The sequence below is a fragment of the Klebsiella ornithinolytica NBRC 105727 = ATCC 31898 genome (assembly GCF_001598295.1).
Classification (GTDB): Bacteria; Pseudomonadota; Gammaproteobacteria; order Enterobacterales; family Enterobacteriaceae; genus Klebsiella; species Klebsiella ornithinolytica.
On record NZ_BCYR01000003.1, the window covers coordinates 1 to 25939 of the forward strand.

Consider the following 25939-nt stretch of genomic DNA (forward strand, 5'->3'; position numbering starts at 1 on the left):
GGCTTCGGTTGCAGGCTGAACGTCAGCCGGTGCGGCGGCCTGCTGCTCAGCCTTGCGGGCCTTCGCGCGGGCGATAGCCGCTTCAACGGCCGCTTTACGCGGGTCGACGGCTTCGGCGGCGGGCTGAACGTGAGCCTCGGTCGCAAGTTGCCCCGTATCCTGATCCTGCAGCGCCAGTTTGCGGGCACGGGCTTCGGCTTTACGAGCTTCGCGGGCGGCGATCGCTTCACTGTTATCCGGTTTCGCGCCGGCCTGGACTACGATCGGCTGGGTGGCATCGCGTTGTTTTTCGCGAACCCGGGCCAGCGCCGCGTTAATCGCCGCATGATCTTTCGCGGCCGGTTGAACAGCAGACTGTTTGTGGCGCTCCAGGCGTGCGGCTTTGTCCCGTTCCAGGCGAGCCTGGCGGGCCTCAAAGCGGGCTTTGGCCTCCGCTGCACGCTTTTCTTCCTGACGGATAGCCGTAATCTCGGCCTTTTCCTGACGGAAATATTGTACCAGCGGAATATTACTCGGACAGACCCAGGCGCAGGCGCCGCATTCGATGCAGTCGGCCAGGTTATGGGCGGTGGCTTTATCGTGCTGCTGGCCTTTGCTGAACCAGTACAGCTGCTGCGGCAGCAGATCGGCCGGACAGGCGTCCGCACAGGCGCTGCAGCGAATACACCCTTTCTCTTCCTCGGGGTCGCCCATTTCGCTTGCCGATGGCGCCAGCAGGCAGTTGGTGATTTTGACCACCGGAACGTCAAGCCACGGCAGGGTGAACCCCATCAGCGGGCCGCCCATAATGACCATCTGTTCGGCGCTCGGGCAGAAGCCGGCATCTTCCAGCAGATGGCGAACCGGCGTTCCCAGTCGCGCCCACACGTTGCCAGGACGGGTAACCGCCTCGCCGGTGAGGGTGACAACGCGCTCGGTCAGCGGCTCACCGTCGATCACCGCACGTTTAACCGCATAGGCGGTACCGACGTTTTGCATCAGCACGCCGATGTCCGACGAGCGCCCGCCGTGGGGAACCTGTTTGCCGGTGAGGATCTGCGTCAGCTGCTTCGCGCCGCCGGACGGGTATTTGGTGGGAATCACCCGCAGTTCGATACCGTGAGCATCGGCAAGGACTGCCCGCATCATCGAGATGGCCTGCGGTTTATTATCCTCAATACCGATCAGCACCTGGCGCGGCTGTAAAATATGGGCCAGGATGCGGATGCCGGCGATAATTTGCGCTGCGCAATCCTGCATCAGGCGATCGTCGGCGGTAATATAGGGTTCGCATTCAGCGGCGTTAATAATCAGGGTTTCAATTTTGTCGCCGCCGCCGCGTAATTTGCTGCCGGTCGGGAATCCCGCGCCGCCCAGCCCGGCCACGCCGAACTGGTGAATACGCTCGATGAGCTCTTCACGGGTTTTGTTTGCGTAATCACTCCAGCCGTCACGCTCAATCCACCGGTCTTCACCGTCGGCATCGATAATGACGCTCATCTCGGCGAGGGCGGAAGGGTGAGCGGTCGAGTGCGGCGCGATGGCGCTGACGGTACCGGAGGTCGGGGCATGAACCGGCAACATTCGTCCCCAGCCGCGGGTCAGCGGCTGACCACGCAGTACACGATCGCCAGGCCGCACGCAGAGCTCACCCTCAGCGCCGATATGCTGTTTTAACGGGATCACAAACTGCTGCGGCAGGGAAACCTGGCGCAGCGGCGTGCCGTTAGACTGGCTTTTCATTTCAGGCGGGTGAATACCGCCGTTGAAGTCCCAGACTTTATCTTTTCTGAACGCGGAAAATAGCTTAAACATGTTGTTCCACAGGAATATTGCGTACTGGAATAGTGTGCAGGTCCCACTTCCAGTTTTCAGTGGTCGTCGCGACAGGAACCATTTCAATACATTGCGTCGGGCAGGGCGCGACGCAAAGATTACAGCCGGTACAAAGATCGCTCATCACGGTGTGCATTGCGCGAGTTGCGCCGACAATCGCATCAACCGGGCAGGCCTGGATACACTTTGTGCAGCCGATACAGTTATTTTCGTCAATGACCGCGAGCATGCGTGCAGGCTCGAGTTGTTGTTCATCGCCATCGATGGGCTGCGGGTCGACGTTCAGCAGAGCGGCAATTTTTAGCATCACCGCTTCGCCGCCTGGGGCGCAGCGGTTGATTTTCTCACCCTGAGTGCCGACGGCCTCGGCATAAGGACGACAGCCGGGGTAGCCGCATTGTCCACACTGACTCTGCGGAAGAAGCTCATCGACTTTTTCAACAACGGGATCATCTTCTACTTCAAACCGACGGGAGGCGTATCCCAGAATCACGCCAAAAATGAGCCCCAACAGGCTAATGGCGATCACGGCTATCCAGACTGCACTCATATTACAACTTCACCAAACCACTAAAGCCCATAAATGCCAGCGACATTAAACCCGCAGTAACCAGGGCAATGGCATTACCACGAAACGGCGCAGGCACATCCGCAACCACCAGCCGTTCGCGAATAGCGGCGAACAGCACCATCACCAGCGAGAAACCGACCGCGGCGGCAAAACCGTAGAGCGCGGACTGCAAGAAGTTATGCCCGAGGTTAATATTCAGCAGCGCGACGCCGAGCACCGCACAGTTGGTAGTGATCAGCGGTAAGAAAATACCCAGCAGTCGATACAGGGCAGGGCTGGTTTTACGCACCACCATCTCGGTGAACTGCACCACTACCGCGATAACCAGGATAAAAGCCAGGGTCCGCAGGTAGATCAGGTTAAGCGGGATAAGAATCCAGGTATCAATCAGCCAGGCGCAAATTGAGGCCAGCGTCATCACAAAGGTGGTGGCCAGCCCCATCCCCATTGCGGTTTCCAGTTTTTTGGAAACCCCCATAAACGGGCACAGTCCAAGAAACTTCACCAGCACGAAGTTGTTCACAAGGACAGTACCAATAAAGAGCAGTAAATAATCAGCCATCAACTCGACCTGAAAACAGAAAAAGCCGCCTATTATCGAATAAATCGATACCGGCGACAACAGGTTAACTGTGGGGTTATTACGAATTCACGAAGGTTCGCTTAACCCGTGCGGAACGTTTGAAATAGGGGACCAACAGCGCCGCGGCAAGAAGCGGAAACAGCAGCTGGCGCAAGGCCATCGCGTCTGAAATGGGTGAAAAAGCAAAGGCCTTTATCGCCAGCAGCAGAGAGATGAGCAGCCAGATAATATAGTGCTTTGGTACGATGCTTCGCCGTTTGAAAAACGCAATGGTCAGCCACAGGGTATAGTACCACATGGCGAGGGCGAACAGCAGCGACCCCACCCAAAGCAGGAGGTGCCCGGCGCTCATTTCCGCCAGCAGGGCGTAGGTCCGGGAGCTCATCAACGCATTAGCAAAGATCAACAGCGACAGCGAAGTGCTAAGCAGAGCAACCAGTAGCCATGCGAGCGGTGCCAGCAGCCACCCGCCGATACGTTCTGCAGAGTGAGAAGACATGATTTCTCCCGGATTCAATCAAAATAAAGAGCGGGAGTATAAGCAACTGGCATGGCTGAGAACAGTTTTTATTGCACGTAACGCCAGACGGATTTCGGAACCTGCCCGACATCGAACAATTTACCGCCAGAAACCAGCTCTGCCCGGCGGTGATCGGCTGCGCGATACATGTTGACGATTTCCGTGGTGTCGGTCAGGGAATAGTTAAGATGGTCAAAAAGTTTTTCAAGGCTTTCAAGGGAACTGATTTTACGGAATTTTAATAAGTAGTCCTGAACGGTCATTTGCGGTTCCATTTTATAATCGGAATAAACAAGTCGAATATTAACAACTGTCGGTAAACCAACTTTCAACAAACGGTGCCTTCTTAACGGGCCGGATGAAATTATTTAGGTTGTAAATACTAAAGACAAGAAATGATTTCATTCCTGGGGTAGTCAAAAGAAATTTAAGAATATTCTAGTGCTAAATCAGGCGCCGGGCGGCGCCTGGGAGAGAAGATTAACGCTGTTTGCCCCGGCTGGCAATAACGTTTTGATACCAAAAAAAGCTCTTTTTCCGTTTACGGGCGAGCCCTTGCTGATGATCGACATACACAAAACCGTATTGTTTTTGGTAACCGTTCAGCCAGCTCAGCAGATCAATAAACGACCACGGATAATAACCGCGGACATCGGCCCCCGCCTCAAGGGCTTTTTCCAGCGCATTAATATGGCTGCTAAGATAGTCGATGCGCGGATCGTCAACGACTTCGCCATCAATAATCGGATCTTTCGCGCCTAAACCATTTTCGGTGATGTAAATGGGAATATCGCCATAGCGTGCTTTGATCATCATTATGCCGTCGGTTAACCCCTGCGGCCAAATCTCCCAGCCCCATTCGGTATAGGTGCTCTGCGGGTTACGCACGAAGTAAAACAGACCTTCGACGCCCGGTTCACCGCCGCAGGGTCCCTCCTGAGGTCGGGCTGAGACGGTTTCACGGCGATAATAGTTGAGTCCAATAAAATCGCAGCGGTTGTCACGCAGCAGCGCGTCATCGCCGGGAGCAAACTGCGGAACACCCCACAGGGTCTGGGTCTGCTGCAAAAGCGACTCGGGGTAATGGCCTTTTAACACCGGATCGTATAGCCAGTGCGTATGTATTGCGTCCGCCATGTCGCTGGCCTGGCGATCTTCTGCGCTGTCGGTGAGCGGCGTATGCGGCTGCAGGACATTAACGAACCCAATCTCGCCCTTGATACCGCTTTGGCGAAACTGTTTAACCGCCAGCGCGTGGGCAATAAAAACGTGATGACAGGCCTGGATAGCGCGCGCCGGATCGCGTACCGCCGGCGGATGACAGCCGTTAATATAGCCGTGACCGATGAACACAATGGTTTCGTTGAAGGTTGCCCACAGCTTCACCCGGGAACCGTAGCGCGCGTAACACAGGCGGGCATACTCGGCGAACGCTTCGGCGGTGCTTCGTGCTTCCCAGCCCCCTTCATCCTGCAGCGCCTGCGGCAGATCCCAATGATAGAGCGTAATCATCGGCTCGATATTGTGAGCCAGCAGCTCATCGATCAAATCGCTATAAAACCGGACGCCCGCTTCGTTAACTTCGCCACGGCCGAGAGGCAGCAGGCGAGGCCAGGAGATAGAGAAACGGTAGCTTTGCAGGCCCATTTCGGCCATCAGGGCAACGTCTTCGCGAAAACGATGATAGTGATCGACGGCGACGTCACCATTGGTGTTCTCGAATGTCGCGCCGGGCTGATGGGCGTATATGTCCCAGATTGACGGGCCTTTACCGTCGGCATCGTGACCGCCTTCAACCTGATAGGCTGCGGTGGCGGCGCCCCAAAGAAAATGTTGCGGAAATGCGGCCATGAAAAACTCCTTATCGAATGATAAAGAGAGTGTAGTGAATGCGTTTATCGCTGTGCAACCGGTTTCTGAAACCGGTTGCACGCTTGCGAAGTGGGTCACTGTTTAGCGTCAGCAGAGGCTGACAGGCTAATGGGGCAGCGAGGTCGTTTGCACAACATTAGCTGGAGGCGGGGATTGGTAGTTATCAATGTGGTGAGCGATAACCAAAAGCAGGGCTGAGACGCCAAATACAACCCAACCAATAAGTTCTACAATTCGGTTAAAAACGTTTGCCATAATCCTGAAATTAAAAGTTAAAACAGGAGTAAATGTTACTAAATGGGGAGAGTAACGCAAGGGCTGGCGGAAGAGTATTATCACCATTGCTGTAAAGGTGAACGCTTGAGAAGCATAAGCAAAGCTAATAAATCAATTGAAGCTTATAGTTATCAGAGGGCAAAAATCCTTGAATGAGAGGGCAGCAAGATGAGTGACACTATCCGGGTGGGGATGATTGGCTACGGATATGCGAGTAAAACTTTCCATGCGCCGTTAATCAGCGGTACGCCGGGAATGACGCTGGCCGCGGTGTCCAGTAGCGATGAAAAGAAAGTCCTGGCCGACTGGCCTCTGGTGAACGTGGTGGCTGAACCCGCAGGCTTACTGAGCAACCCCGATATTGATTTGATCGTCATCGCTACGCCAAACGATACCCATTTCCCGCTGGCGAAAGCGGCGCTGGAAGCGGGTAAGCATGTGGTCGTGGATAAACCTTTTACCGTGACACTGTCACAGGCGAGAGAGCTGGAGGTCGTGGCCAGACGCTGCGGCAGACTGCTGTCCGTTTTTCATAACCGCCGCTGGGATAGCGATTTTCTGACGCTGAAATCGCTGATTCATGAAGGGCTGCTCGGCGAGGTAGGTTACGTCGAATCGCACTTCGATCGCTATCGTCCAGAGGTGCGTAACCGCTGGCGCGAACAGGGCGGCCCGGGAAGCGGAATCTGGTACGATCTGGGGCCGCACCTTCTTGATCAGGTCGTCAATTTATTTGGCCTGCCGGTCAGTATGACCGTTGATTTGGCGCAGCTGCGTCCGGGCGCCCAGGCTACCGACTATTTCCACGCCGTGTTGGCTTATCCCCAGCGCCGGGTCGTGTTGCACGGTACGCTGCTGGCGGCAGCAGAAACCGCGCGATATATCGTTCACGGATCCCGGGCAAGCTATGTCAAATATGGGCTGGATCCGCAGGAGGAGCGGCTGAAAAATGGCGAGCGGTTGCCGCAGGAAGACTGGGGATACGATATGCGCGACGGGGTGCTGACGCGGGTTGAAGGGGACGCTCGCACGACGGAAAACTGGCTCACTCTGCCGGGCAACTACCCGGCTTACTATGCCGCCATTCGCGACACCCTGAATGGCAGCGGCGAAAATCCGGTGCCTGCCAGCCAGGCGATTCAGATTATGGAGTTGATTGAGCTCGGTCTGGAGTCGGCGAAACATCGCGCCACCCTGAGTCTGATCTAGAGTCTTTGCCCGGCAGCGAGGCCGCCGGGCTGAGGGTCAGGCCTGCTGAACGCGCTGAATCAGCGCCGCTTTTTCCTGGTTGCTGAGAAACGCCTGTTCCAGACCATTAATTTGCGCCTGGCGAATCTGCTCGCGACTCAGGCCTGCTGCCGGCGCGGCCACGGTGTATTCGTGAATGATGTCGATACCTTGTACCGCCGGGTCGTCGGTATTAATGGATGCCAGAACGCCGTGTTCAAGGAACGTTTTGAGCGGATGCTCTGCCAGAGATGCCACGGTGCTGGTCTGGATATTGGAGGTCAGGCAGGACTCAATACCGATACGCTGCTGCGCAAGATAATCCATCAGAGCCGGATCCTGGACCGCTTTTACGCCATGTCCGATACGTTCTGCTCCTAGTTCTCGTATAGCCTGCCAGATGCTTTCCGGACCGGCCGCTTCGCCGGCGTGCACGGTAATACGCCAGCCGGCATCGCGAGCGAGGGTAAAGTGTTCCATAAACAGATTGCCCGGGAAACCGAGCTCATCACCCGCCAGATCCAGGGCGGTGATCGCTTCGCGGTGGGCAAGCAGCGCGTCCAGCTCTTGCTGGCAGGCCGCTTCACCGAATGTCCGGCTCAGAATACCAATCAGACGGGTTTCGACATTAAAATCGCGGCTGCCTTCGCGTACGCCGGCAATCACGGCTTCAACCACGCCGTCGACCGGCAGCTGGTGGGTCATGGCCATATAGCGCGGGGAAAAACGCAGCTCAACGTAGTGGAGACCATTGCGTGCCGCATCCTCGACGTTTTCATAAGCCACGCGACGACAGGCTTCCAGCGAGGCCAGAACTTTTACCCCCCAGTCCAGTTTGGCGAGGAAGCTGACCAGATCGGGTTCATTACTGGTGACCTGTACATGGGGGATCAGCGTGTCGAGTGAGGTTGCCGGAAGGGTGATATTGAACTGGCGGCCAAGATCGAGAATGGTTTGGGCACGAATATTGCCGTCAAGGTGGCGGTGAATGTCGGTTAATGGCAAAGTTAAATCAATCATGGTCGCACTCATTTTTTAGTTAAAGTGCACGTCATTATACAGCAATTCTTTAACTCTTTAAAAGCATTGAAAAAATCCAGTGGATACAATCATCTGTAAGAGCCGCGATCGGTTTTGAACCTACATCACGAGAGTCTCCTGGCCCGAACAGGATCCCCGGCAAACTTGCGGGCGGTGGGCCGGGCGGCGGGCGATTATCCTGTCGACTAAACTTAGCCAGCAGGCCGGCATAGGATGCGGGACGTTGCGTGAAGGAGAGGGGGTCTAAGGAATCCGGGGCGTTCACGATAGAGATGCAAAGAAAGCCATTCGATTCCAGCAGCAGACTCTCGCATCGGGTGGGCAAACGTGGCAGATAGCCGTTGCGAAGATCGATAAACTGTGAGCCAGAGGGGCGTTGTTTCAACTCAGATAAAATAAAGTTAACCGGGTTAACCCGGTTAAAGCAGATTTTTTCATTCACGGCAACGGCGTACGCCAATGCTTCATCCTATGCATGATGACAATTTAAGATGAAAGTGATTCACCTGGATAGCGTTTATCAATCAACGAACGAGAAGACCCAGGCGACCTGGCTGGAAAACGAGGGTATTGGTAGCATTCGCGAGACGCCGGACTATGACCCAACAAAGCTGGCGCTTGCAACGGGCATACGGCCCACAATGCCTGCTCAAATACAGCAACTTTTCAATAAACTAAACGATCTGGTGCGCGACGACGTACTGGCGGACAGGTTGCCGGAAGCGTGTTTTCATTTTACCTTTTTACCGTTGACTCTCCCGCTATACGCTGAAAACGAGGTCCTTCCCGAAAAGATTTCGCAATTAGGTGAAATGTGGGCTGACTATCAGGCCCGACGTATAACGGTCAGAGAATTGCGTTTGGTTGCCCTGCCTGGCCAGCTATTGCTTGCCGGGATTCCGGATGAGGCGGCGGTTGCGATGCGCCACGCATTTTGTCAGAAAGTTCTGGCATCACCCTGGAAACAAGAACTGCTTGCCCGGCACGCTGCTACGCCGCTTCCGGCGCCTTTCTGGCACAGTACGCTATTGCGCTACCAAGCCCGTTTTCTGCCCGCACAATTGCGACGATACTTCCAGCAGAATCAGGCGCGGCGCTTTGGTACGGTTTCAGGAGAACTCAAGCTCGTCAAAGTGAACTACAACTGGGCGCGCTGTGATTTTGTTCACCTCCAGAACCCGGACATCGGTTACCGACATCCCTGAGAGACGGCACAGGTTATTTACCGGGTACGGCATGTTTATTTCTTTTGTGAACGTACAACAGCTGATCGGATTTGTTGATCGCGCTTTCAAGAGAATCGCCAGCTTCTAATGGATAGTTGCCATGCGAAAAGGAGACCCGCTTGTCTTTATCGGTATGGCGCAGGTTTTCTTTGATGCGGGCGATGACGTCTAAGCTTTTCGCGTAGTCGGTATCGAAGAGAATTAATAGAAATTCATCGCCGCCAGCACGGATGCCATAGTCACTTTTACGAATCGACTGCTCGATGGCGCGGCCTAATGACTGGATGACTTTATCGCCCATATGGTGTCCGAGGGTATCATTGATTTTCTTCAGACCATCGCTGTCGATAGACACCAGCGTAACAGGAATATGCTTTGCCAATGCCGCGTCTATTTTATGACTTAGCGCGTCGTTCAACACTTTTCGGTTATAAAGGCCGGTCATGGTATCCGTAATATTATCTTTGGACAGTTCAGCATGACGTGCCATTTGCTTTTTCGTGTAGCGACAAAGCAGCCAGGTGCTGAGGGTATAGATGAATACTAACCATAAGTTATTGATAATAAAATAGATAAGGTCAAGTTTAACATTCAGCTTATATAACGGTGTTAAGTTCGCCTGGTATTTAATGATGTTAATAGATTTGAGTATCGAACGATGGAAATAAATATCACCAGCGGTTGACTCATCCGTGACATACAGTGACAGGAAGCGCCAGAGTACCGGGCGGTCCGCAGTGTAAAACGCAGTGGTCAAATCATCAATATTAACATCGGTGACAATGATGCCTTTGATTAAACCGTTCTGAAAAACTGGCGTGAGCATACTAATTATATTTTTCTTGGTGTAGCCGTCCCGGTAAATATGGGAAGTGATGTTCTCACCATGGAGTAAATCGTTCAATGCGCGACGATCGATGCTGATAGTATGGGCGCTGCGAGTGATATCGATCACGTTATCATCACGGACTAACCAGTTATCAAACTGGTATTTATTAACGTCAATGATTTTATTAATATAAATATAATTATTGATCAGATCGATATAATAGCGGATGTTATTGAAAATGTAGCCGCGATAGCTGGAGAAGGTATATTTTGACACCGATATCCGATGATCATTTTGAATAACAGAAAGCGCAGGAACATCCTCGGCCCAGACCTGGCAGTCCGCATTCCGGGTTTGCAATGTCCCGTTTAAACCACGATATGTCTGGTTGCTAAGGTTTAACCCCTGAACACCGTTGGCCGATTCAAGATGTTCGCACACCTTGTCACGCTTATTCTTTTGCACACCTGGCGAGGCAGGCAAAACTGAAAAAGCCCGGGAAAGCTGGAACGCCATATTCTGGTTGATATATTCCGCATGGGAGAGCGCGGATCGTCCATTTTCCGCCACGTAGCCCATATATCTTTCCAGATCGCGGTATTCACGCGTGATGAGACCGATGAAAATTGAGGTGGTCAGAATCACGATCAGCGTATTGATATACCGGAAATTAACGGAAAAGATTTTGGTGTCCATACTCAATGACCTGTGTGCCTGAAGCGGTGATAACCCAGGTCCGATGGCGCTGGAGCACTGGTAATGTAACGTCCCCGAACGTCAACGTTTTCATCAATAAATGAGAACAGCAACGACAAAGGGATGGGTATATTTCTGCCAGCGGTGTTTATTTTTCATGCGTGCCCTCCGGCTGGCAATAAAATCATCAAGTAATATGCTGGAACAGGCGGACTCATCGAATACGCTTGCGTTCAGCCATGGTTCACTGACCTCATCAGCCATGAAAAATCCCTTTCATCCGTTAGCTGATTGAAATTTTAATCTTCATTAGCCAATTTTTCCAGTGAGTTAAACTATAATTTCGTCGCCTCCGTGACAGCTCCGCGAGGAAAACTCAGCCATGAGACAGGCTCATAGCCAATCGCTATAAATCATAGTGAATCAGTCTTTAATATCGCCAATGATATTTCCTATAGTCTCAGGCGCTACTTTTCCTGCTATAAGCGGCAGGCTATTTTAAAAAGGACTCTGGGATTATGATTTTTACGCTGAAGAAGTTTGCTGTTTCGCTGCTTGTCGCCAGCACCACGCTGCTTGCCGCCTGTGGTCCCGCCGGGCAGGACCCGAATCATATCAAAGTGGGTATCAGCGCGGGGATCGATCAGCAGGTATGGGCGGTGGCGCAGAAGGTGGCGAAAGAGAAATATAACCTTGATGTCGAAGTCGTCACCTTTAACGATTTCGTTTTGCCCAATGAAGCGCTGAATAACGGCGATCTGGATATCAACGCTTTCCAGCACAAACCGTACCTGGATAAACAGATCCAGGAGCGCGGCTACAAGCTGGTTGAGGTGGGCACAACATTCGTCTATCCGATCGCCGCCTACTCGAAGAAAATACACGCCATTGATGAGCTACCTGAAGGTGCTCAGGTAGCCGTGCCAAACGATCCGACCAACCTCGGACGTTCGCTGCTTTTGCTGCAGAAGCAGGGCCTGATTACCCTTAAAGATGGGGTGGGTCTGCTGCCAACGTCGTTAGATATTGTGCACAACCCGAAGAAACTGAAAATCGTCGAGATTGAGGCGCCGCAGCTAACTCGCGCGCTTGACGATCGGCAAATTGCGCTTGCCGTGATTAATACGACATTTTCCAGTCAGGTTGGGCTCTCGCCAACCCGCAACGGGCTTTTCATCGAAGATAAAAATTCACCCTACGTCAATATTTTCGCCAGCCGGATTGATAACAAAGACAGTGCAAAGGTGAAAAACCTGGTGAAAGCGTATCAAAGTGATGAAGTCGCCGCTGCGGCAGCGGAGCTGTACAAAGGCGACGCGGTAAAAGGCTGGTAATCTGTATGGCATCAGGCCGGCGGCGGGAGCGCGTCACCGGCCTGGACGGGAGGGATTACTTCTGGATTAAATAGCGGATGGTTGGCCCGTCTTGTTGAATGTCCAGCACCGTATAACCGTAGTTGCGGGCATCCTGCGGAATGTTATTAATCGACTGCGGGCAATCGCTGACCACTTCCAGAATCTCCCCTTTTTTAAGCGAAGGCATCGCTTCCAGAGTGGCAACGGCCGGATAGGGGCAGGGTTCGCCTACCATGTCGAGACGATAATCGGGAACGATAGCTTTCATGCGGTTTCCTTAACATTGGCCATGGCGGCGGATTTCTGGCGGAAAAAGCGTTTCTCCCAGGCAATGACCAGCATCAGCGCGATAAATAATAGCAGATAGGTCACCAGCAGGCCGCCAAAAGGCCCGAAGGTGGCCAGCAGATTGACTTTATCCCAGCTGGTGGCCAGCGCTGGGGATAAATCATCCCAGAAATAGGCCAGAATCGTCGAACCAATGACGTTGCCCAGTCCTACCCACCAGTAGTGAACCTGACCTTCAACGGCGCGGTACATCCAGCCGGTTTCACAGCCGCCGGCCAGCACAATACCGAAACCAAACAGCAGGCCGCCGATCACCGCATTCGGGCCTGCCCACATGATTTTGGGCTCCATGCCCAGCTGCACATAGCTGAAAATGCCAATCGCGCTCGCCGCCATCCCGAAGATAATCGCTTTGGCCATATAGGTGCGTCCGGTGATCCACATATCGCGGAATGCCGAAGTAAAGCAGATCTGCGCACGTTCAATCAGCAGACCAAAACCGACCCCAAACAGCATCGCCAGGCCGAGTTTAGGCTGATTGAGTGCAGTCAGTAATCCCCAGGCGATCATGGCGAAGAACACCAGCATTCCTGCGCGAAAACGACGCCGCGCCTGCGCCGGCTTTTGTGTGAGCGGCGAGGCCGCAGAAACTTTTTGTATCCTGACCGGAATTCGAAACAGGGGCAGTAGCGTAAAGCGTGCGCCAAACCAGGTCCCGATAGCTGTCGCGATGGCAAAGAACCAGGCGTGGAGGGAAAACTGAGGAATACCGGTAAAAAAGGCTGCCAGGTTGCAGCCCATCGCCAGGCGTGCGCCAAAACCGGCAATGATCCCGCCCGCTACGGCCTGAATAATACGGATCCGGCTGCGCGGCAGGCGTAATTTGATATTGTTTGCCCACAGCGCGGCGGCGAAACAGCCACCAAACATGCCGATAATCATCATGCCGTCAATGCGGGTTAACGGCGTCCCTTCGAGATGAATCAGTTTGAAATAACCCCACTGCTCGGTATGAACGCCGGCAAGTTGCAATAACTGCCCGCCCCAGCGGGTAAATTCCCCGGTCACGGCCCAGAACGTGCCGGTAATACCGAAATAATAGGTGGAGAGAATACCGGCGGCGATAACCGCGGGGGCCGGTGCCCAGAATTTAATCAGGTAGGCCTGTTTGAACTGTTGCCATGTCATGAAAGATGCCTCTGAACTCAGAAGGTAAATTACCCCGGGCGGGGTGAAAGAAGGCGGGATAATACGCCGCTTATAGCGAGAAAACGCTCGATGGGATCAAAATGAATCGATCCGGCAACAAAAATAAAGGCCGCCGCGGCGGCCTTTATTCTCTTTCGGCAGGGCGACGAGCCATCGCCGGGAGGTAATTAATGAAAGCCCAGCCGAATAAGGCTCATTGGGCAATATAACCCTTCGCAGCCTTCTATTTCCACGCAGTCAGCGCGGCGTAATTGTTCCGCCGTTTTACCTTCGCCGTGGATGGCCTTAATGACGCCCGTCACGCCATTTCCTGCCACCATAACCGTGCTGCCTGTTGAGATAGCGTTACGGTTACGATCGTAAGTTTTCATGGTTTCCTCCTCTTATCAAAATAGCTGAACGGGATGGTTAGCGGCTTTTTAATACACCTTTTGCCAGTGAATTTTTTTGAGCTTTATCAAAATCATGGCTGTTTTTACCCATGAGTCCGCCCGTCAGGGCGACGGGCGGGAAGCGGGCAAATCTGCGCCGGTGGCTAGGACACTTTTGCGAACATCCAGTACAGCACCGCGGAGAGGATCACCGAGGCGGGCAGCGTCAGTACCCAGGCCATCAGCAGATTACGCACGGTAGAAAACTGCAGTCCTGAGCGATTTGCCGCCATGGTTCCGGCGATACCGGAAGAGAGGACGTGAGTCGTGGAAACGGGAAGGCCAAAAGCATCGGCGGCGCCGATGGTGCTCATCGCCACCAGTTCTGCGCTGGCACCCTGCGCGTAGGTCAGGTGCGTTTTGCCGATCTTCTCGCCAATGGTGACGACAATACGCCGCCAGCCGACCATGGTGCCCAGTCCGAGCGCCAGAGCAACGGCCACTTTGACCCAGAACGGAATGAAACGCGTGGCGCTATCGAGCTCTTTTTTCAGCGCATCGAGATTCTGCGATGTCTCCAGCGGCAGTTGGAGATCGGGGTTATTCTTCAAATGCTTGATAGTTTCCGAAGCCAGATACATATCGTTACGGGTGTTGGATACCGCCTGGGCCGGGATTTTATCTACCGAACCGTACTGGCGTATCTGGTCGCCAATAATGCCGGAAAGGCGCGCCAGCGCCGGTAATACGTCCGGCGTCAGCTGGCTGTCGCGCACATACTGGGTCAACACTTCACGAGGATCGGTGGGGAGGTTGCCCGGGAATTGTTTGAGCAGCCTGTTTTCGGTGACTTCGGCCAGCGCCGCGACCCGCGGTGCCTGTTCCGGCGGCAGAGTGCGGTTAAGCGCATAGGCAATGGGCATGGTCCCCACCAGAATCAGCATAATTAGCCCCATTCCCTTTTGCCCGTCGTTAGAGCCGTGGGCAAACGAGACGCCGGTACAGGTGAGGATCAGCAGACTACGGATCCACAGCGGCGGCGGCGCGTCATTTTTCGGTGCGGCGTAGAGCTGCTTGTTTTTGACGAAACGCTTTAACAGCAGCAGCAGGACGGCGGCGCAGACAAAACCGACCACCGGCGAGAGCAGCAAAGAATAGCCGACATTGACCGCCTGGCCCCAGTCGACGCCGCTGGTACCGTTGCGCCCGTGGATCAGCGCGTTTGAAACGCCGACGCCAATGATCGAGCCGATCAGCGTGTGTGACGAAGAGGACGGCAGGCCGAACCACCAGGTGCCCAGGTTCCAGATAATGGCTGAAAACAGCAGGGCATACACCATGGCAAACCCGTTGCCGGTACCGGCCTGCAGAATGAGTTCGACCGGGAGTAATGAAATGATACCGAAGGCCACCACGCCGCTGGAGAGCAACACGCCGAGGAAATTAAAAAAGCCGGACCACATGACCGCGACCGTCGGCGGCAGGGAGTGGGTATAGATGACGGTGGCCACGGCGTTGGCGGTATCATGAAAGCCGTTAACAAACTCAAAGCCGAGAGCAATCAATAAAGCCAGCCCTAATAAAAGAAAAGGCAGGTAGCTGGTATATACCGTTCCTGAACGGGCCACGTCGTTAAATAAGCTCACGGCGGAAAATGCGATGCCGATAGCTAATAAAAAGACAAAAAAAAGAACAGTTTTTTTACTGTTCTTTTGGTAAATCTTTGACTGGATGATTTGCGGGCTAAGGCCCGGCGCAACGCGTTGCGAGCTGCTGTTATCGCTCATCAGGAACCTTCCTTTAAACGTCAGACAGGATAAATTGTTACGGGTGACAGCGCTGAACTTATAAAACGCAGATGTCAGCCAGGTTTCCGTTTGATGAACAAATCATTAACCTTGCCAGGCTCTGAAAAATAGCGAAAGATGACTTTATTCGGGTCCGAACAGCATGCAATACAATCCTGAGGGATATATGAGTCAAGATGTCGCAGGAAAGATGTTAAAGCCCGATTTTGATATGGAAGTCTCCGGGTTGGTGTACGGTTTTCTTTTTCGGGAAGGGCATCAGCCGCTGCAAATCACCTCCCAGCAAGTATGCGCCCGCTTTCACGAGCTGGACGGCGAAAATGATTTCGTCTGGCTGCATCTCAATCTCAACCACGCAACCGCCGAGAAGTGGTTGATGAATCATTTCCCCGTTGCCGATTTTTTCTTTGAGGAGATCCGCGACGGCTCTCACACCACCCGCATTGAGCGCCAGGGCGACAATTTGTTTGCCGTGCTTAACGACGTCATTTTTCATCCCAAAGAGACCACCGCAGAAACATCGACGCTGTGGCTGTACTGCAGTCAGAAGCTGGTGGTGACGGCCCGCTATAAGCCGCTGCGCTTTATTGAATGGATGTTGCCACGGCTGGCGACATTGCACGTAACATCCTCCACCGCGCTGCTGGCCTTTTTACTGGAGGAGCAGGAGGAGGTGCTGGAACAGGTGGTGCGCCAGGCCAGTCGCCATGTCGATGCCATCGAAGAGCGGCTGCTCAGTAACCACGTCCAGCGTAACCGCGCCGACCTGGCGCGCCTGCGGCGGATGCTCCTGCGCTTTCAGCGGCTGTTGGCCCCCGAACCGGCAGCCATGTTTCGACTCCTCAACCGGCCTCCGGCGTGGATCGATCGCTCCGTGGTTCAGGAGTTTCGCCAGTTCACCGAGGAGTTTACCGTGGTGCTCAACGATCTCTCCGGGCTGACCGAGCGTATCAGCCTGCTGCAGGAGGAGATCAGCGCCCGGCAAATGGAAAGAAGCAACCGCACGCTATATACCTTGACGGTCATTACCGTGCTGGCGTTACCGATCAATATTGTGGCGGGGTTCTTCGGTATGAACGTCGGGGGGATCCCGCTGTCCACCAATCATCACGGGTTTATCCTGCTGGTGCTGCTTGTCGGTGGATTTACCCTTGGGGCCGGATATCTGGCCTTTCGGCGGCGGGACGACTTGTGAGCCGGGGATCCGGGCAGACTTGTCCGCGGCGTTTAACACGGCCGACGCCGTGCGGTACGCCGCGGTATCGCTATGCTAAAGCGCGCAGGGCGGCAATCAATCCGTTGACGCCTTTTTCCAGTTTTTCCCGGGGACAGCCGGCATTGAGGCGCACAAAACCAACGCCTTCTTCGCCGTAGGTATACCCGGGCATAATGGCGACCTTCTGTACCTCGATGAGCGCTTTTTGCAGCGCGCGGTCATCTACGCCGAGCGGGCGCAGATCGATCCAGGCGAGATAGGTGGCCTGCGGCGGCTGCCAGTTCAGCTGCGGGAAGGCGTGATTGAGCGCCTGAGCAATATAGCGCATGTTGTCCTGCAAATAGGCCCGCAGCGCATCGAGCCACGGGGCCCCTTCACGGTAGGCGGCAATATGGGCGACCAGCGCCGGTACGGAAGGCGAAGAGAGGCCATCGCGATTCTTCAGAGCCGTGAGATAAGCTTCGCGGGATGCGGCATCATCAATCAGGCCGTAAGCCCCGGTAAACGCGGGAATATTGAAGCTTTTTGAGCCGGAGGTGAACAGCGCCCACGGCCCGCGAGCGACGTCGCACCACGGCGTATGACGATGCTCACCCCAACACATATCCATATGAATCTCATCGCTGATGACCTTCACGCCGTGTTTTTCGCACAGCAGGGCCATGGTCTCAAGCTCCTCGCGGCGCCACACTTTCCCGGTCGGGTTATGCGGGCTGCACAGCAGCAGCAGCGTGTTGCGCGGCTCCGCCAGCGTGCGTTCAAGCTGCGCCATATCGCAATGCCACTGATTATCCCGCTGCGTCAGCGGCACCGATGCAACGCGACGCCGGTTTCCTTCAATGGTTTTATAAAAAGCGTCATAGGCCGGGGTATGGACGACCACACCGTCGCCTTCGTCAGACCACTGGCGAATCATCTCCGCTACCATGTAAATGACCGACGGGCCATAGACGATCGCATCGCGGTTAACGGGGCAGTGAAAGCGGCTGGCGTACCAGTGGGCGACCGCGGCCAGAAACTCATCGTTTTTCCAGCGGCTGTAGCCGAACACGCCGTGCGCCAGGCGCTGACTGAGGGCATCAAGAATGCAGGGGGCGGTGGCGAAATCCATATCGGAGATAGTAAAGGGGAGCAGGTCGGCGGCGCCGAAGCGGTCGGCTACGTAGTCCCATTGCGTACACCAGGTGCCGTGGCGATTGACAGGCGTTGCAAAATCAAACATTGACACTTCCTTTATCAAAGCCCCCTCCGGGTCAGGAGGGGGCGGGCGTTTATGCCTGGACGGTATTCATCAGGACGGTCATTTCATCTTTCACCGACTGCACCTGAGGGCCGATAACAACCTGCAGGTTATGCTGATTCAGCTGTACGACGCCGATGGCGCGGTTGGCTTTCAGCGCGGCGCTATCCACTTTACTCATGTCGTGCACCGACAGCCGCAGGCGGGTAATGCAGTTATCCAGGGAGACGATATTCTCGGCTCCGCCCAGCGCGGCCAGAATTGCCGGCACGTTGTAACCGGATTTACCGGTGACGCCGCTCACGGCTTTGTCAAAGGCTGTCTGGGTTTCGATATCGCGGCCCGGCGTTTTCAGGTTAAAGCGGGTAATGGCGAAACGGAAGATGCCGTAATACACCGCAAACCAGATGGCGGCAACCACCGGCACCAGATACCACTTGGTTGCCAGACCGTGCAGGATGCCGAAGACCACGAAGTCAATGACGTTCCCGTCGGTGTTGCCGATAGTGACGCCCAGCACCGCCATAATGGTGAAACCAAGGCCGGTCAGCAGGGCGTGAATAACATACAGTACCGGGGCGACGAACAGGAACAGGAACTCCAGCGGTTCAGTGGTGCCGCCGACGACACAGGCAATCACCCCGGAGATCAGCAGGCCTTTAATTTTATGACGGTTTTCCGGACGTGCGCAGTGGTACATCGCCAGTGCCGCTCCCGGCAGGCCGCCGAGGAATGCCGGCATTTTACCCTGCGACAGGAAGCGGGTGGCGCTTTCTGAGAAGCCGTGAGTTTCCGGGCAGCTTAGCTGCGCCTGGAAGATAGTCAGCGCGCCGCTGACGGTATGACCGCACACATCCATGGTCCCGCCCGCTTCGGTAAAGCGAATCAGCGCCACCAGAATGTGGTGCAGACCGAACGGCAGCAGCAAACGTTCGCCGGTGCCGAAGATCATCGGTCCGAAGTCGCCCGCGCTGTTAATCACGTGACCGAGGGCATTAATTCCCATGGCAAAGACCGGCCAGACGAGGGGGATAACCAGACCAACCAGCCCGAGTACCACGGTGGTGATAATCGGTACAAAACGCGTGCCGCCAAAGAAGGCTAATGCGTCAGGCAGGCGGATATTGTGAAAACGCTCGTGCAGCATCCAGACAATGATCCCGGCGATCACCGCCCCCAGGATCCCGGTATCGATCGACTGAATACCGATGATGTTCTGGATATTGTTGGCTTTCAGCACCGCGGCATCGGTCGTGGGGAGAATCCCTTTCGCGGTGAGCCAGAAGTTCACCGCCAGGTTCATGACCGCATAGCCGACGAAGCCGGCGAAGGCCGCCACGCCTTTATTTTCACGCGCCAGCCCCAGCGGAATCGCGATACAGAACATCACCGGCAGGAAGCTAAAGGCGAAGGAGCCGACTTTGCTCATCCAGACAAACACAGCCTGCAGCAGCGGAATATCGAGCCATGGCAGCAGGGTGAGCACATCGTGGCTGCTTAAAGAGCTGCCGATCCCCAGCATGATCCCGCAAAAAGAAAGCAATGCCACGGGCAACATAAACGTTTTTCCTAACTGCTGGAAAAACTCCCACAAGGTAATTTTTGGTGTCGTTTTTGCCGTCATTAACACGAATCCTGATTTTTTAAGTTATGGGTAGGGTGTAACGCTACGGAAAGATAAAACGTTTTATCACTTTTTAGTGCGATAAAAATCACATAATCAGGCGAAGATAACGTTTATAAAGGTAATCCATTGATAAAACGTTTTATCGACCGCCACAGGGAGACGGTTGCAGTTATGGCTATCGCAAAAAAGATCACCATTAACGACGTTGCGCAGGTGGCCGGAGTGTCGGTGAGTACGGTCTCACTGGTGCTGAGCGGCAAAGGCCGGATATCGTCGGCCACCGGCGAGCGCGTCAATCAGGCGATTGAACAGCTGGGTTTTGTGCGTAACCGCCAGGCGGCTGCACTGCGCGGCGGGCAGAGCGGCGTGATTGGTCTTATCGTGAGCGACCTCTCCAAGCCGTTTTATGCGGAGCTTACCGCCGGGCTGACCGATGCGCTTGAGGCCGAGGGGAAAATGGTCTTTCTTACCCAGGGCGGCTACGGTGGGGAAAAAATGCGTCAACGTTTTGAAACCCTGATTTCGCAGGGTGTAGACGGGGTGATTATTGCCGGTGCTATCGACAAAGGTAGCGAACTGCGCGATCGCGCCGCGGAGGTTGGTATGCCGCTGGTGTTTGCCTCCCGCGCCAGCTACCTCGATGATATCGACCTTATCCGCCCGGATAATATGCAGGCCGCGCAGATTGTCACCGAGCATTTGATCCGCCGCGGACACCAGCGCATTGCCTGGCTCGGCGGACAAAGCGCGTCGTTGACGCGGGCGGAGCGGGTGGGCGGATACTGCGCGACGCTGCTGAAGTACGGTCTGCCGTTTCATAGCGAATGGGTCGTGGAGTGCGAATCCAGCCAAAAGCTGGCGGCCGAAGCAATGGCCTCGCTGCTGCGGCAGAACCCGACCATAACCGCCGTGCTGTGTTACAACAACGTGATTGCCACCGGCGCCTGGTTTGGCCTGATGCGAGCGGGACGCCAGAGCGGTGAAGACAGCGTGGAGAGCTATTTTGAACAGCGCGTGGCGCTGGCGGCTTTTGCCGAAGTCCCGGAAAGCGCGCTGGATGATGTGCCGTTGACCTGGGTCACCACGCCTGCGCGCGAGATGGGCCAAAGCCTGGCGGAATGTATTCTACGGCGTCTGGAGAAGGGGCAGATGAGCGCGAGAAATCAAATTATGCCCCCGCGGCTGGTGACCCGAAAATAGCCCCTCGAAAGGGCTCAGATGTAAACTATGGTTCCCGCATTCTGGCCCGGTGGCAGTTACGCCTTACCGGGCCTGCGTGATTGTAGCGGTTGCCACGTTTCCGGTAGGCCCGCGCAAGCGAAGCGCCGCCGGGCACTGACCGCTAAACTGAGCCCCTCGAAAGGGGCTAATCGCGAGATTACTGCTGCGGCGCGACCGGCGGCGCCACTTCTTCTGGCAGGGTTTCCTGCGGTTCGGCGCCAGGGGCTGCCGGCAGAGTAAAGCCAAACATTCCGGCGAACTCATCCAGCGGCATTTTCTGCCCGTTCAGGGTGACCTGACCTTCGGCGTATTGCAGACTGGAGGTGATCGCGTTGTCTTCCATCGCGGTAATGCGGAACATCTGGCCCATGGCGGCAAGACCTTTCACCTGCTGGTCTGCCAGTTTAGCCGCATCTTCCGGCTGGTAGCCTTCGAGGCCGGCAACCTGAGTCATAAATGCGGTGGCCATATCGACCGGAATGACCAGCTTGCTGTCGAGCGACTTGACGCTGCGATCCACTTCATCCGCCAGCGTTTGCGGTTCAGCGGTGGTCAGCGCCGGGTCTTTCAGTAGAACAGACATATTAAAGGTGCTTTCCCCTTTGGCGTTGCGCCAGCTCAGCGGGGCGATAGTCAGCGACGGGTTACCCTTCAGTAAAATCGGTAGCGCTTTAAAGAAGGTTTCCGTCAGCGCCTGCTGGTACAGCTCAGGATTCTGCGCCAGCTGCGGGTTCGCCATCAGCGCCTGCGCTTCGGCATTGTACTGCTGGCTGAACTGATGCCAGGCCTGGCCGTCAAGATTCGCCAGCTTGACGGTCAGTTTACCGCTGCCGATATCCTGGTTTTGCAGCTTCAGGCTGTTGACGGTGTAATCCAGCTGGCTGTTAATCCCTTTACCGTCTTCAGTCAGCGAAGACTGGCCATCGATGTTCATGCCTTCCAGCAGGGCCAGCTCTTTCCCTTCAACGCCAATCGACAGCTTCTCCAGGGAGATTTTCTGCTTACCGATGCGCTCATTGAAGCTGGTCATCTCGGTGGCGCCGTCGGTTTTCAGGTTATTGAAGTTCAACTGAACTTTCTGGTTGTATTCATTCAGCGCGTTGATCTGACCGCTGCTCGCTTCGCCGCTCAGACTCACCGATTTGCCTTCCGCATCCGCATCGAGCTGGAACTGACCGCCGCTGAAGGTGACTTTCTCATCGCCTTTCGCGTAGTCCAGTGGTCTCAGGGCGATAGCCGACCGGCTGTCGCCGCTGTAGGCAATCCGGGTATTGATGGTAAACGGTGACTCGCCTTTGGCGATATCAAACAGCCCTTTGCTGGCATCGTTATTGACCAGCGTGGTTCTGACGGACGCCATCGCCGGGGCAAGCTGGCCGGATTTCAGCGCTGCCGCCGGGAAGGGGCCGTGATCGACCACTTCATCAAACACCAGCGACTGCCCGGCCGCCAGCCAGCTGTTCTCTTTACCGGCAACCGGCTTCACTACCAGCTGCAGGTGGCTACTGAATACGCCGCGCTGATAGTTTTGCCATGACAGCTCGACGCCCGCTTCCGGCGCGCTGCTCTGTAGCTGCGCATTAGCCTGTTGCACTACCTCGGCGAGGTGGCTTTCCAGCTGTTTCCCTGTGTACCAGGCGCCGCCTGTCCAGATGACGCCCAGCGCCACGATAATTCCTGCTGCGACCAGCGATTTCTTCATAGCATTTGTCCATAAATAAAACCAGGCGGATCGAGCCGCCTGGTCATGTTGTCATGATGAGGGAAAGTCTAGCAAGCGCGACTAAAAAGTTCAGTAACTTACTTGAGCTTATTAAAGACGCGCGCCAGACGACCGCTGCCGCTGACCGCGACCGGCGACTCGTTACAGCCAATAAAGGCCGACTCACCGGCTTTCAGGGTCAGACGCTGTTCACCTTTACGCAGAACCGCTTCGCCTTCTACGCAGAAGATGATAGCCGCGCTCTGCTGGTCGAGGGTGGATTCCTGTGCCGAGAGATCGTGCAGGGAGAAGGCGAAATCATCGACCGGAATCGGGAAATCCAGCTCCGCGGCCTGTTTCACCGGCTGAGTCAGCAGCTCGCCTGCCGGCTTGGCAACGAACTTCACGTTGGCAACCAGCTCAGGAATATCAATGTACTTTGGCGTCAGGCCGGCACGCAGCACGTTATCCGAGTTGGCCATCACCTCCAGCGCCACGCCCTGCAGGTAGGCGTGCGGTGTTTCGGCGAACAGGAACATCGCTTCGCCTGGATTCAGCTTCACCACGTTAAGCAGCAGCGGAGAGAACAGGCCGCTGTCGTCGGGATAGAATTCGGCGATCAGGCGGATGGTCTGCCACGGTTCGCCCTGTTGGTTATCCAGCGCCGCTTGCAGCACGCGCAGAGCCTGCGCTTTTTCTTCGCCTTGCATATTGAGCAGGCCGGCGAACAGCTGGCTTAAATGTTCAGCATCCGGGTGACTGAGGAATTCGCCGATGGCCGGGTGCGCGCTGGCAACCGGCTGCAGCAGGGCGGCAATCTCGTTAAATTCGCGGAACGCGTTCATCGCCAGGAATGGCGTCAGCGCAAAGACCAGCTCCGGCTTGTGGTTAGGATCTTTATAATTACGTTCAGCGGCATCCAGCGGAATGCCGGCGGCGTTCTCTTTGGCAAAGCCAATTTCTGAAGCCTGCTTGTTCGGATGAACCTGAATGGAGAGCGGCTGGGCGGCGCAGAGCACTTTAAACAGGAACGGCAGTTCGCCGAAACGCTGTGCAACCTTGTCGCCGAGCAGGGCGGACTTGTCGCCGTCAATGATCTGGCGCAGCGCGTGCGGGCGACCGTCAGCGTCGAGAACCTGCGAACTGCTCTTCGGATGCGCGCCCATCCACAGCTCTGCCATTGGCAGGTCGTCCGGGTTGGCGATACCATAAAGTTCCGTTAATGCGGTGTGACTTCCCCAGGCATAGTTCTGCACTGAGTTAATGAGCTTTTGCATTCTCAATCCCTGTTTCCACATGATAATAATCGCTCTATTAAACCAGCAAACCGCCGAGAAGCAACTGCTGAAAGAAAAAGTCGTCCCTGTCTCAGTTTTTGTTAAAATTTTGTGTAAAATTGATCGACTCGCTTTTCTACAGGCAAATGGAGTGTCTGCCTGAAATATAATCAGCCCAGCAGTAAGTGAGAGCACAATGTCGAATAAACCGTTTGTTTATCAGGATCCTTTTCCCCTTAAAAAGGATGACACCGAGTATTATCTCCTCAGTCGTGACTACGTCTCTGTCGCCGAATTCGCCGGCCAGGAAGTCCTGAAGGTTGAACCTCAGGCGCTGACCCTTCTGGCACAACACGCTTTCCACGATGCTTCCTTCATGTTGCGCCCGGCGCACCAGCAGCAGGTCGCCGATATCCTTAACGACCCGGAAGCCAGCGAAAACGACAAATACGTCGCCCTGCAGTTCCTGCGCAACTCCGATATCGCGGCCAAAGGCATTTTGCCGACCTGCCAGGATACCGGTACCGCAATCATCACCGGTAAAAAGGGCCAGCGCGTCTGGACCGGCGGCGGCGATGAAGCGGCGCTGGCGCAGGGGGTGTATAACACCTATATCCAGGATAACCTGCGCTACTCGCAGAACGCGGCCCTGGATATGTATAAAGAGGTCAACACCGGGACTAACCTGCCGGCGCAGATCGACCTGTATGCCACCGACGGCGACGAATACAAATTCCTCTGTATCGCCAAGGGCGGCGGTTCGGCCAACAAGACCTATCTGTATCAGGAAACCAAAGCGCTGATTACCCCGGCGAAGCTGAAAAGCTACCTGGTTGAGAAGATGCGCACCCTCGGCACCGCGGCCTGTCCGCCGTACCATATCGCTTTCGTGATTGGCGGCACCTCGGCGGAATCGACGCTGAAAACCGTGAAGCTGGCATCGACCAAATATTATGATGGTCTGCCGACTGAAGGTAACGAACACGGCCAGGCGTTCCGCGATATTCAGCTGGAGCAAGAGCTGCTGCTGGAAGCGCAAAATCTCGGCCTCGGCGCCCAGTTCGGCGGCAAATACTTCGCCCACGATATCCGCGTAGTGCGTCTGCCGCGCCACGGAGCCTCCTGTCCGGTCGGCATGGGCGTCTCCTGCTCCGCTGACCGCAATATCAAGGCCAAAATCAACCGCCACGGTATCTGGATTGAGAAGCTGGAAAGCAATCCGGGTAAATACATTCCGGAGTCGCTGCGTCAGGCCGGTGAAGGTGAAGCGGTGAAGGTTAATCTCAATCAGCCGATGAGCGAGATTCTGGCACTGCTGTCGCAGTACCCGGTATCGACCCGGCTGTCGCTCAGCGGTACCATCATCGTGGCGCGCGATATCGCCCACGCGAAGCTGAAAGAGCTGCTGGATAACGGCGAAGCGCTGCCGCAGTACGTGAAAGATCATCCGATCTACTACGCCGGTCCGGCGAAAACGCCCGATGGCTATGCCTCAGGTTCGCTCGGCCCAACCACCGCGGGGCGCATGGACTCCTATGTTGATCTGCTGCAGTCCCACGGCGCCAGCATGGTGATGCTGGCAAAAGGCAACCGCAGCCAGCAGGTGACCGACGCCTGTCACAAACACGGCGGATTCTATCTCGGCAGCATTGGCGGCCCGGCGGCGGTGCTGGCGCAGCAGAGTATCCGCAGCCTGGAGTGCGTGGCGTATCCGGAACTGGGGATGGAAGCTATCTGGAAAATCGAAGTGGAAGATTTCCCGGCCTTCATCCTGGTGGATGACAAAGGCAACGATTTCTTCCAGCAGATTCAGACCTCGCAGTGCACACGCTGTGTGAAATAATCTAAGCCGCCCTCCGGGGCGGTTTTTTTATGTCGTTTAGCGGCACGAACGAGCAACATAATCTTAAAAATTTGACCAATACTTAACCCTTTATAGCAGGTGAGCTTTGTCGTAATTACGTACTTT

Annotated in this window: 25 protein-coding genes; 6 read left to right on the plus strand and 19 right to left on the minus strand. The window is 55.2% G+C overall.

All coding sequences use genetic code 11. The features are described 5' to 3' along the window. The 7 genes from rsxC to blr all read right to left on the minus strand — a co-directional run. Positions 1 to 1794, minus strand: a 1794-nt coding sequence (gene rsxC, locus ROR01S_RS07575; RefSeq protein WP_064359273.1) for an electron transport complex subunit RsxC, incomplete at its 3' end; no start/stop codon positions are given. Further along, positions 1787 to 2365 carry an electron transport complex subunit RsxB gene (gene rsxB, locus ROR01S_RS07580; protein ID WP_015584207.1) on the minus strand — a complete coding sequence of 193 codons (579 nt, stop codon included), beginning with the start codon at positions 2363 to 2365 and terminating at the stop codon, positions 1787 to 1789. The genes rsxC and rsxB, both read right to left, overlap by 8 nt. Before the next feature lies 1 nt (position 2366). After that, entirely contained in the window at positions 2367 to 2948 is a 582-nt protein-coding gene (gene rsxA, locus ROR01S_RS07585; RefSeq protein ID WP_004862649.1) for an electron transport complex subunit RsxA, read from the minus strand. A gap of 79 nt (positions 2949 to 3027) precedes the next feature. After that, positions 3028 to 3468 carry a DUF2569 domain-containing protein gene (locus ROR01S_RS07590; protein ID WP_004862645.1) on the minus strand — a complete coding sequence of 147 codons (441 nt, stop codon included), beginning with the start codon at positions 3466 to 3468 and terminating at the stop codon, positions 3028 to 3030. A 68-nt stretch (positions 3469 to 3536) separates the two neighbouring features. Beyond that, positions 3537 to 3752, minus strand: a complete 216-nt coding sequence (ydgT, locus tag ROR01S_RS07595) for a transcription modulator YdgT (RefSeq protein WP_004862642.1) — start codon at positions 3750 to 3752, stop codon at positions 3537 to 3539. A 217-nt stretch (positions 3753 to 3969) separates the two neighbouring features. After that, the gene (locus ROR01S_RS07600; protein WP_032717535.1) at positions 3970 to 5340 is read right to left on the minus strand and encodes a GH1 family beta-glucosidase; all 1371 of its coding nucleotides are present in this window, start codon (positions 5338 to 5340) and stop codon (positions 3970 to 3972) included. Positions 5341 to 5466: 126 nt separating this feature from the next. Then, complete coding sequence (gene blr, locus ROR01S_RS25880; RefSeq protein ID WP_071824612.1) at positions 5467 to 5616, minus strand: division septum protein Blr; 150 nt, start codon at positions 5614 to 5616, stop codon at positions 5467 to 5469. A 189-nt stretch (positions 5617 to 5805) separates the two neighbouring features. Between blr and ROR01S_RS07605 the strand changes: the two genes are divergently transcribed. Beyond that, positions 5806 to 6846 carry an oxidoreductase gene (locus tag ROR01S_RS07605; protein WP_064359274.1) on the plus strand — a complete coding sequence of 347 codons (1041 nt, stop codon included), beginning with the start codon at positions 5806 to 5808 and terminating at the stop codon, positions 6844 to 6846. 36 nt (positions 6847 to 6882) lie between these two features. On the opposite strand, the gene add is transcribed toward ROR01S_RS07605, so the two are convergent. Both add and ROR01S_RS26990 read right to left on the minus strand, forming a co-directional pair. Beyond that, the gene (gene add / locus ROR01S_RS07610; protein WP_064359275.1) at positions 6883 to 7884 is read right to left on the minus strand and encodes an adenosine deaminase; all 1002 of its coding nucleotides are present in this window, start codon (positions 7882 to 7884) and stop codon (positions 6883 to 6885) included. 49 nt (positions 7885 to 7933) lie between these two features. After that, positions 7934 to 8365, minus strand: a complete 432-nt coding sequence (locus tag ROR01S_RS26990) for a hypothetical protein (RefSeq protein WP_155728878.1) — start codon at positions 8363 to 8365, stop codon at positions 7934 to 7936. Positions 8366 to 8396: 31 nt separating this feature from the next. Between ROR01S_RS26990 and ROR01S_RS07615 the strand changes: the two genes are divergently transcribed. Then, positions 8397 to 9110 (plus strand): hypothetical protein, encoded by a 714-nt coding sequence (locus ROR01S_RS07615; protein ID WP_004862627.1) that lies wholly within the window; start codon positions 8397 to 8399, stop codon positions 9108 to 9110. Between the two features lie 13 nt (positions 9111 to 9123). Here the strand turns inward: ROR01S_RS07615 and dgcJ are convergent, their stop codons facing one another. After that, complete coding sequence (gene dgcJ / locus ROR01S_RS07620; RefSeq protein ID WP_015584209.1) at positions 9124 to 10656, minus strand: diguanylate cyclase DgcJ; 1533 nt, start codon at positions 10654 to 10656, stop codon at positions 9124 to 9126. 93 nt (positions 10657 to 10749) lie between these two features. Beyond that, on the minus strand, positions 10750 to 10920 hold the full coding sequence (locus tag ROR01S_RS26995; protein WP_004862622.1) for a hypothetical protein: 171 nt from the start codon (positions 10918 to 10920) through the stop codon (positions 10750 to 10752). Between the two features lie 254 nt (positions 10921 to 11174). Between ROR01S_RS26995 and metQ the strand changes: the two genes are divergently transcribed. Next, positions 11175 to 11990 (plus strand): methionine ABC transporter substrate-binding lipoprotein MetQ, encoded by an 816-nt coding sequence (gene metQ, locus ROR01S_RS07625; protein ID WP_015584210.1) that lies wholly within the window; start codon positions 11175 to 11177, stop codon positions 11988 to 11990. A 55-nt stretch (positions 11991 to 12045) separates the two neighbouring features. Here metQ and yedF read toward each other — a convergent pair whose 3' ends face one another. From yedF to ROR01S_RS07645, 4 genes are all read right to left on the minus strand, one after another. After that, positions 12046 to 12279 carry a sulfurtransferase-like selenium metabolism protein YedF gene (gene yedF / locus ROR01S_RS07630; protein WP_004862615.1) on the minus strand — a complete coding sequence of 78 codons (234 nt, stop codon included), beginning with the start codon at positions 12277 to 12279 and terminating at the stop codon, positions 12046 to 12048. Further along, positions 12276 to 13487: a selenium metabolism membrane protein YedE/FdhT gene (yedE, locus tag ROR01S_RS07635; protein ID WP_004862613.1), complete on the minus strand. Its 1212-nt coding sequence runs from the start codon at positions 13485 to 13487 to the stop codon at positions 12276 to 12278. Before yedE ends, yedF begins: the two co-directional genes overlap by 4 nt. Before the next feature lie 188 nt (positions 13488 to 13675). Next, positions 13676 to 13879, minus strand: coding sequence for a putative selenium delivery protein YdfZ (gene ydfZ / locus ROR01S_RS07640; protein ID WP_064359276.1), 204 nt, complete (start codon positions 13877 to 13879; stop codon positions 13676 to 13678). A 164-nt stretch (positions 13880 to 14043) separates the two neighbouring features. After that, positions 14044 to 15666, minus strand: a complete 1623-nt coding sequence (locus tag ROR01S_RS07645; protein WP_064359277.1) for an inorganic phosphate transporter — start codon at positions 15664 to 15666, stop codon at positions 14044 to 14046. Positions 15667 to 15853: 187 nt separating this feature from the next. Between ROR01S_RS07645 and ROR01S_RS07650 the strand changes: the two genes are divergently transcribed. After that, positions 15854 to 16882 (plus strand): CorA family divalent cation transporter, encoded by a 1029-nt coding sequence (locus ROR01S_RS07650; RefSeq protein WP_004862606.1) that lies wholly within the window; start codon positions 15854 to 15856, stop codon positions 16880 to 16882. Between the two features lie 70 nt (positions 16883 to 16952). Here ROR01S_RS07650 and ROR01S_RS07655 read toward each other — a convergent pair whose 3' ends face one another. Both ROR01S_RS07655 and malX read right to left on the minus strand, forming a co-directional pair. Continuing rightward, a complete protein-coding gene (locus ROR01S_RS07655) occupies positions 16953 to 18125 on the minus strand; it encodes a MalY/PatB family protein (protein ID WP_064359278.1) in 1173 nt (390 codons plus the stop codon). Between the two features lie 49 nt (positions 18126 to 18174). Further along, the gene (gene malX / locus ROR01S_RS07660) at positions 18175 to 19767 is read right to left on the minus strand and encodes a maltose/glucose-specific PTS transporter subunit IIBC (protein WP_004862603.1); all 1593 of its coding nucleotides are present in this window, start codon (positions 19765 to 19767) and stop codon (positions 18175 to 18177) included. Between the two features lie 174 nt (positions 19768 to 19941). On the opposite strand from malX, the gene ROR01S_RS07665 reads away from it, so the two are divergent. Then, positions 19942 to 20970: a Mal regulon transcriptional regulator MalI gene (locus ROR01S_RS07665; protein WP_004862601.1), complete on the plus strand. Its 1029-nt coding sequence runs from the start codon at positions 19942 to 19944 to the stop codon at positions 20968 to 20970. Between the two features lie 178 nt (positions 20971 to 21148). On the opposite strand, the gene ROR01S_RS07670 is transcribed toward ROR01S_RS07665, so the two are convergent. Next, positions 21149 to 22693 (minus strand): YdgA family protein, encoded by a 1545-nt coding sequence (locus ROR01S_RS07670; protein ID WP_064359279.1) that lies wholly within the window; start codon positions 22691 to 22693, stop codon positions 21149 to 21151. A gap of 98 nt (positions 22694 to 22791) precedes the next feature. Continuing rightward, positions 22792 to 23970, minus strand: coding sequence for a mannose-6-phosphate isomerase (manA, locus tag ROR01S_RS07675; protein WP_064359280.1), 1179 nt, complete (start codon positions 23968 to 23970; stop codon positions 22792 to 22794). A 196-nt stretch (positions 23971 to 24166) separates the two neighbouring features. Here manA and fumA point away from each other — a divergent pair, with 196 nt between their 5' ends. Next, positions 24167 to 25813: a class I fumarate hydratase FumA gene (gene fumA, locus ROR01S_RS07680; protein WP_064359281.1), complete on the plus strand. Its 1647-nt coding sequence runs from the start codon at positions 24167 to 24169 to the stop codon at positions 25811 to 25813. Positions 25814 to 25939: the final 126 nt, after the last annotated feature.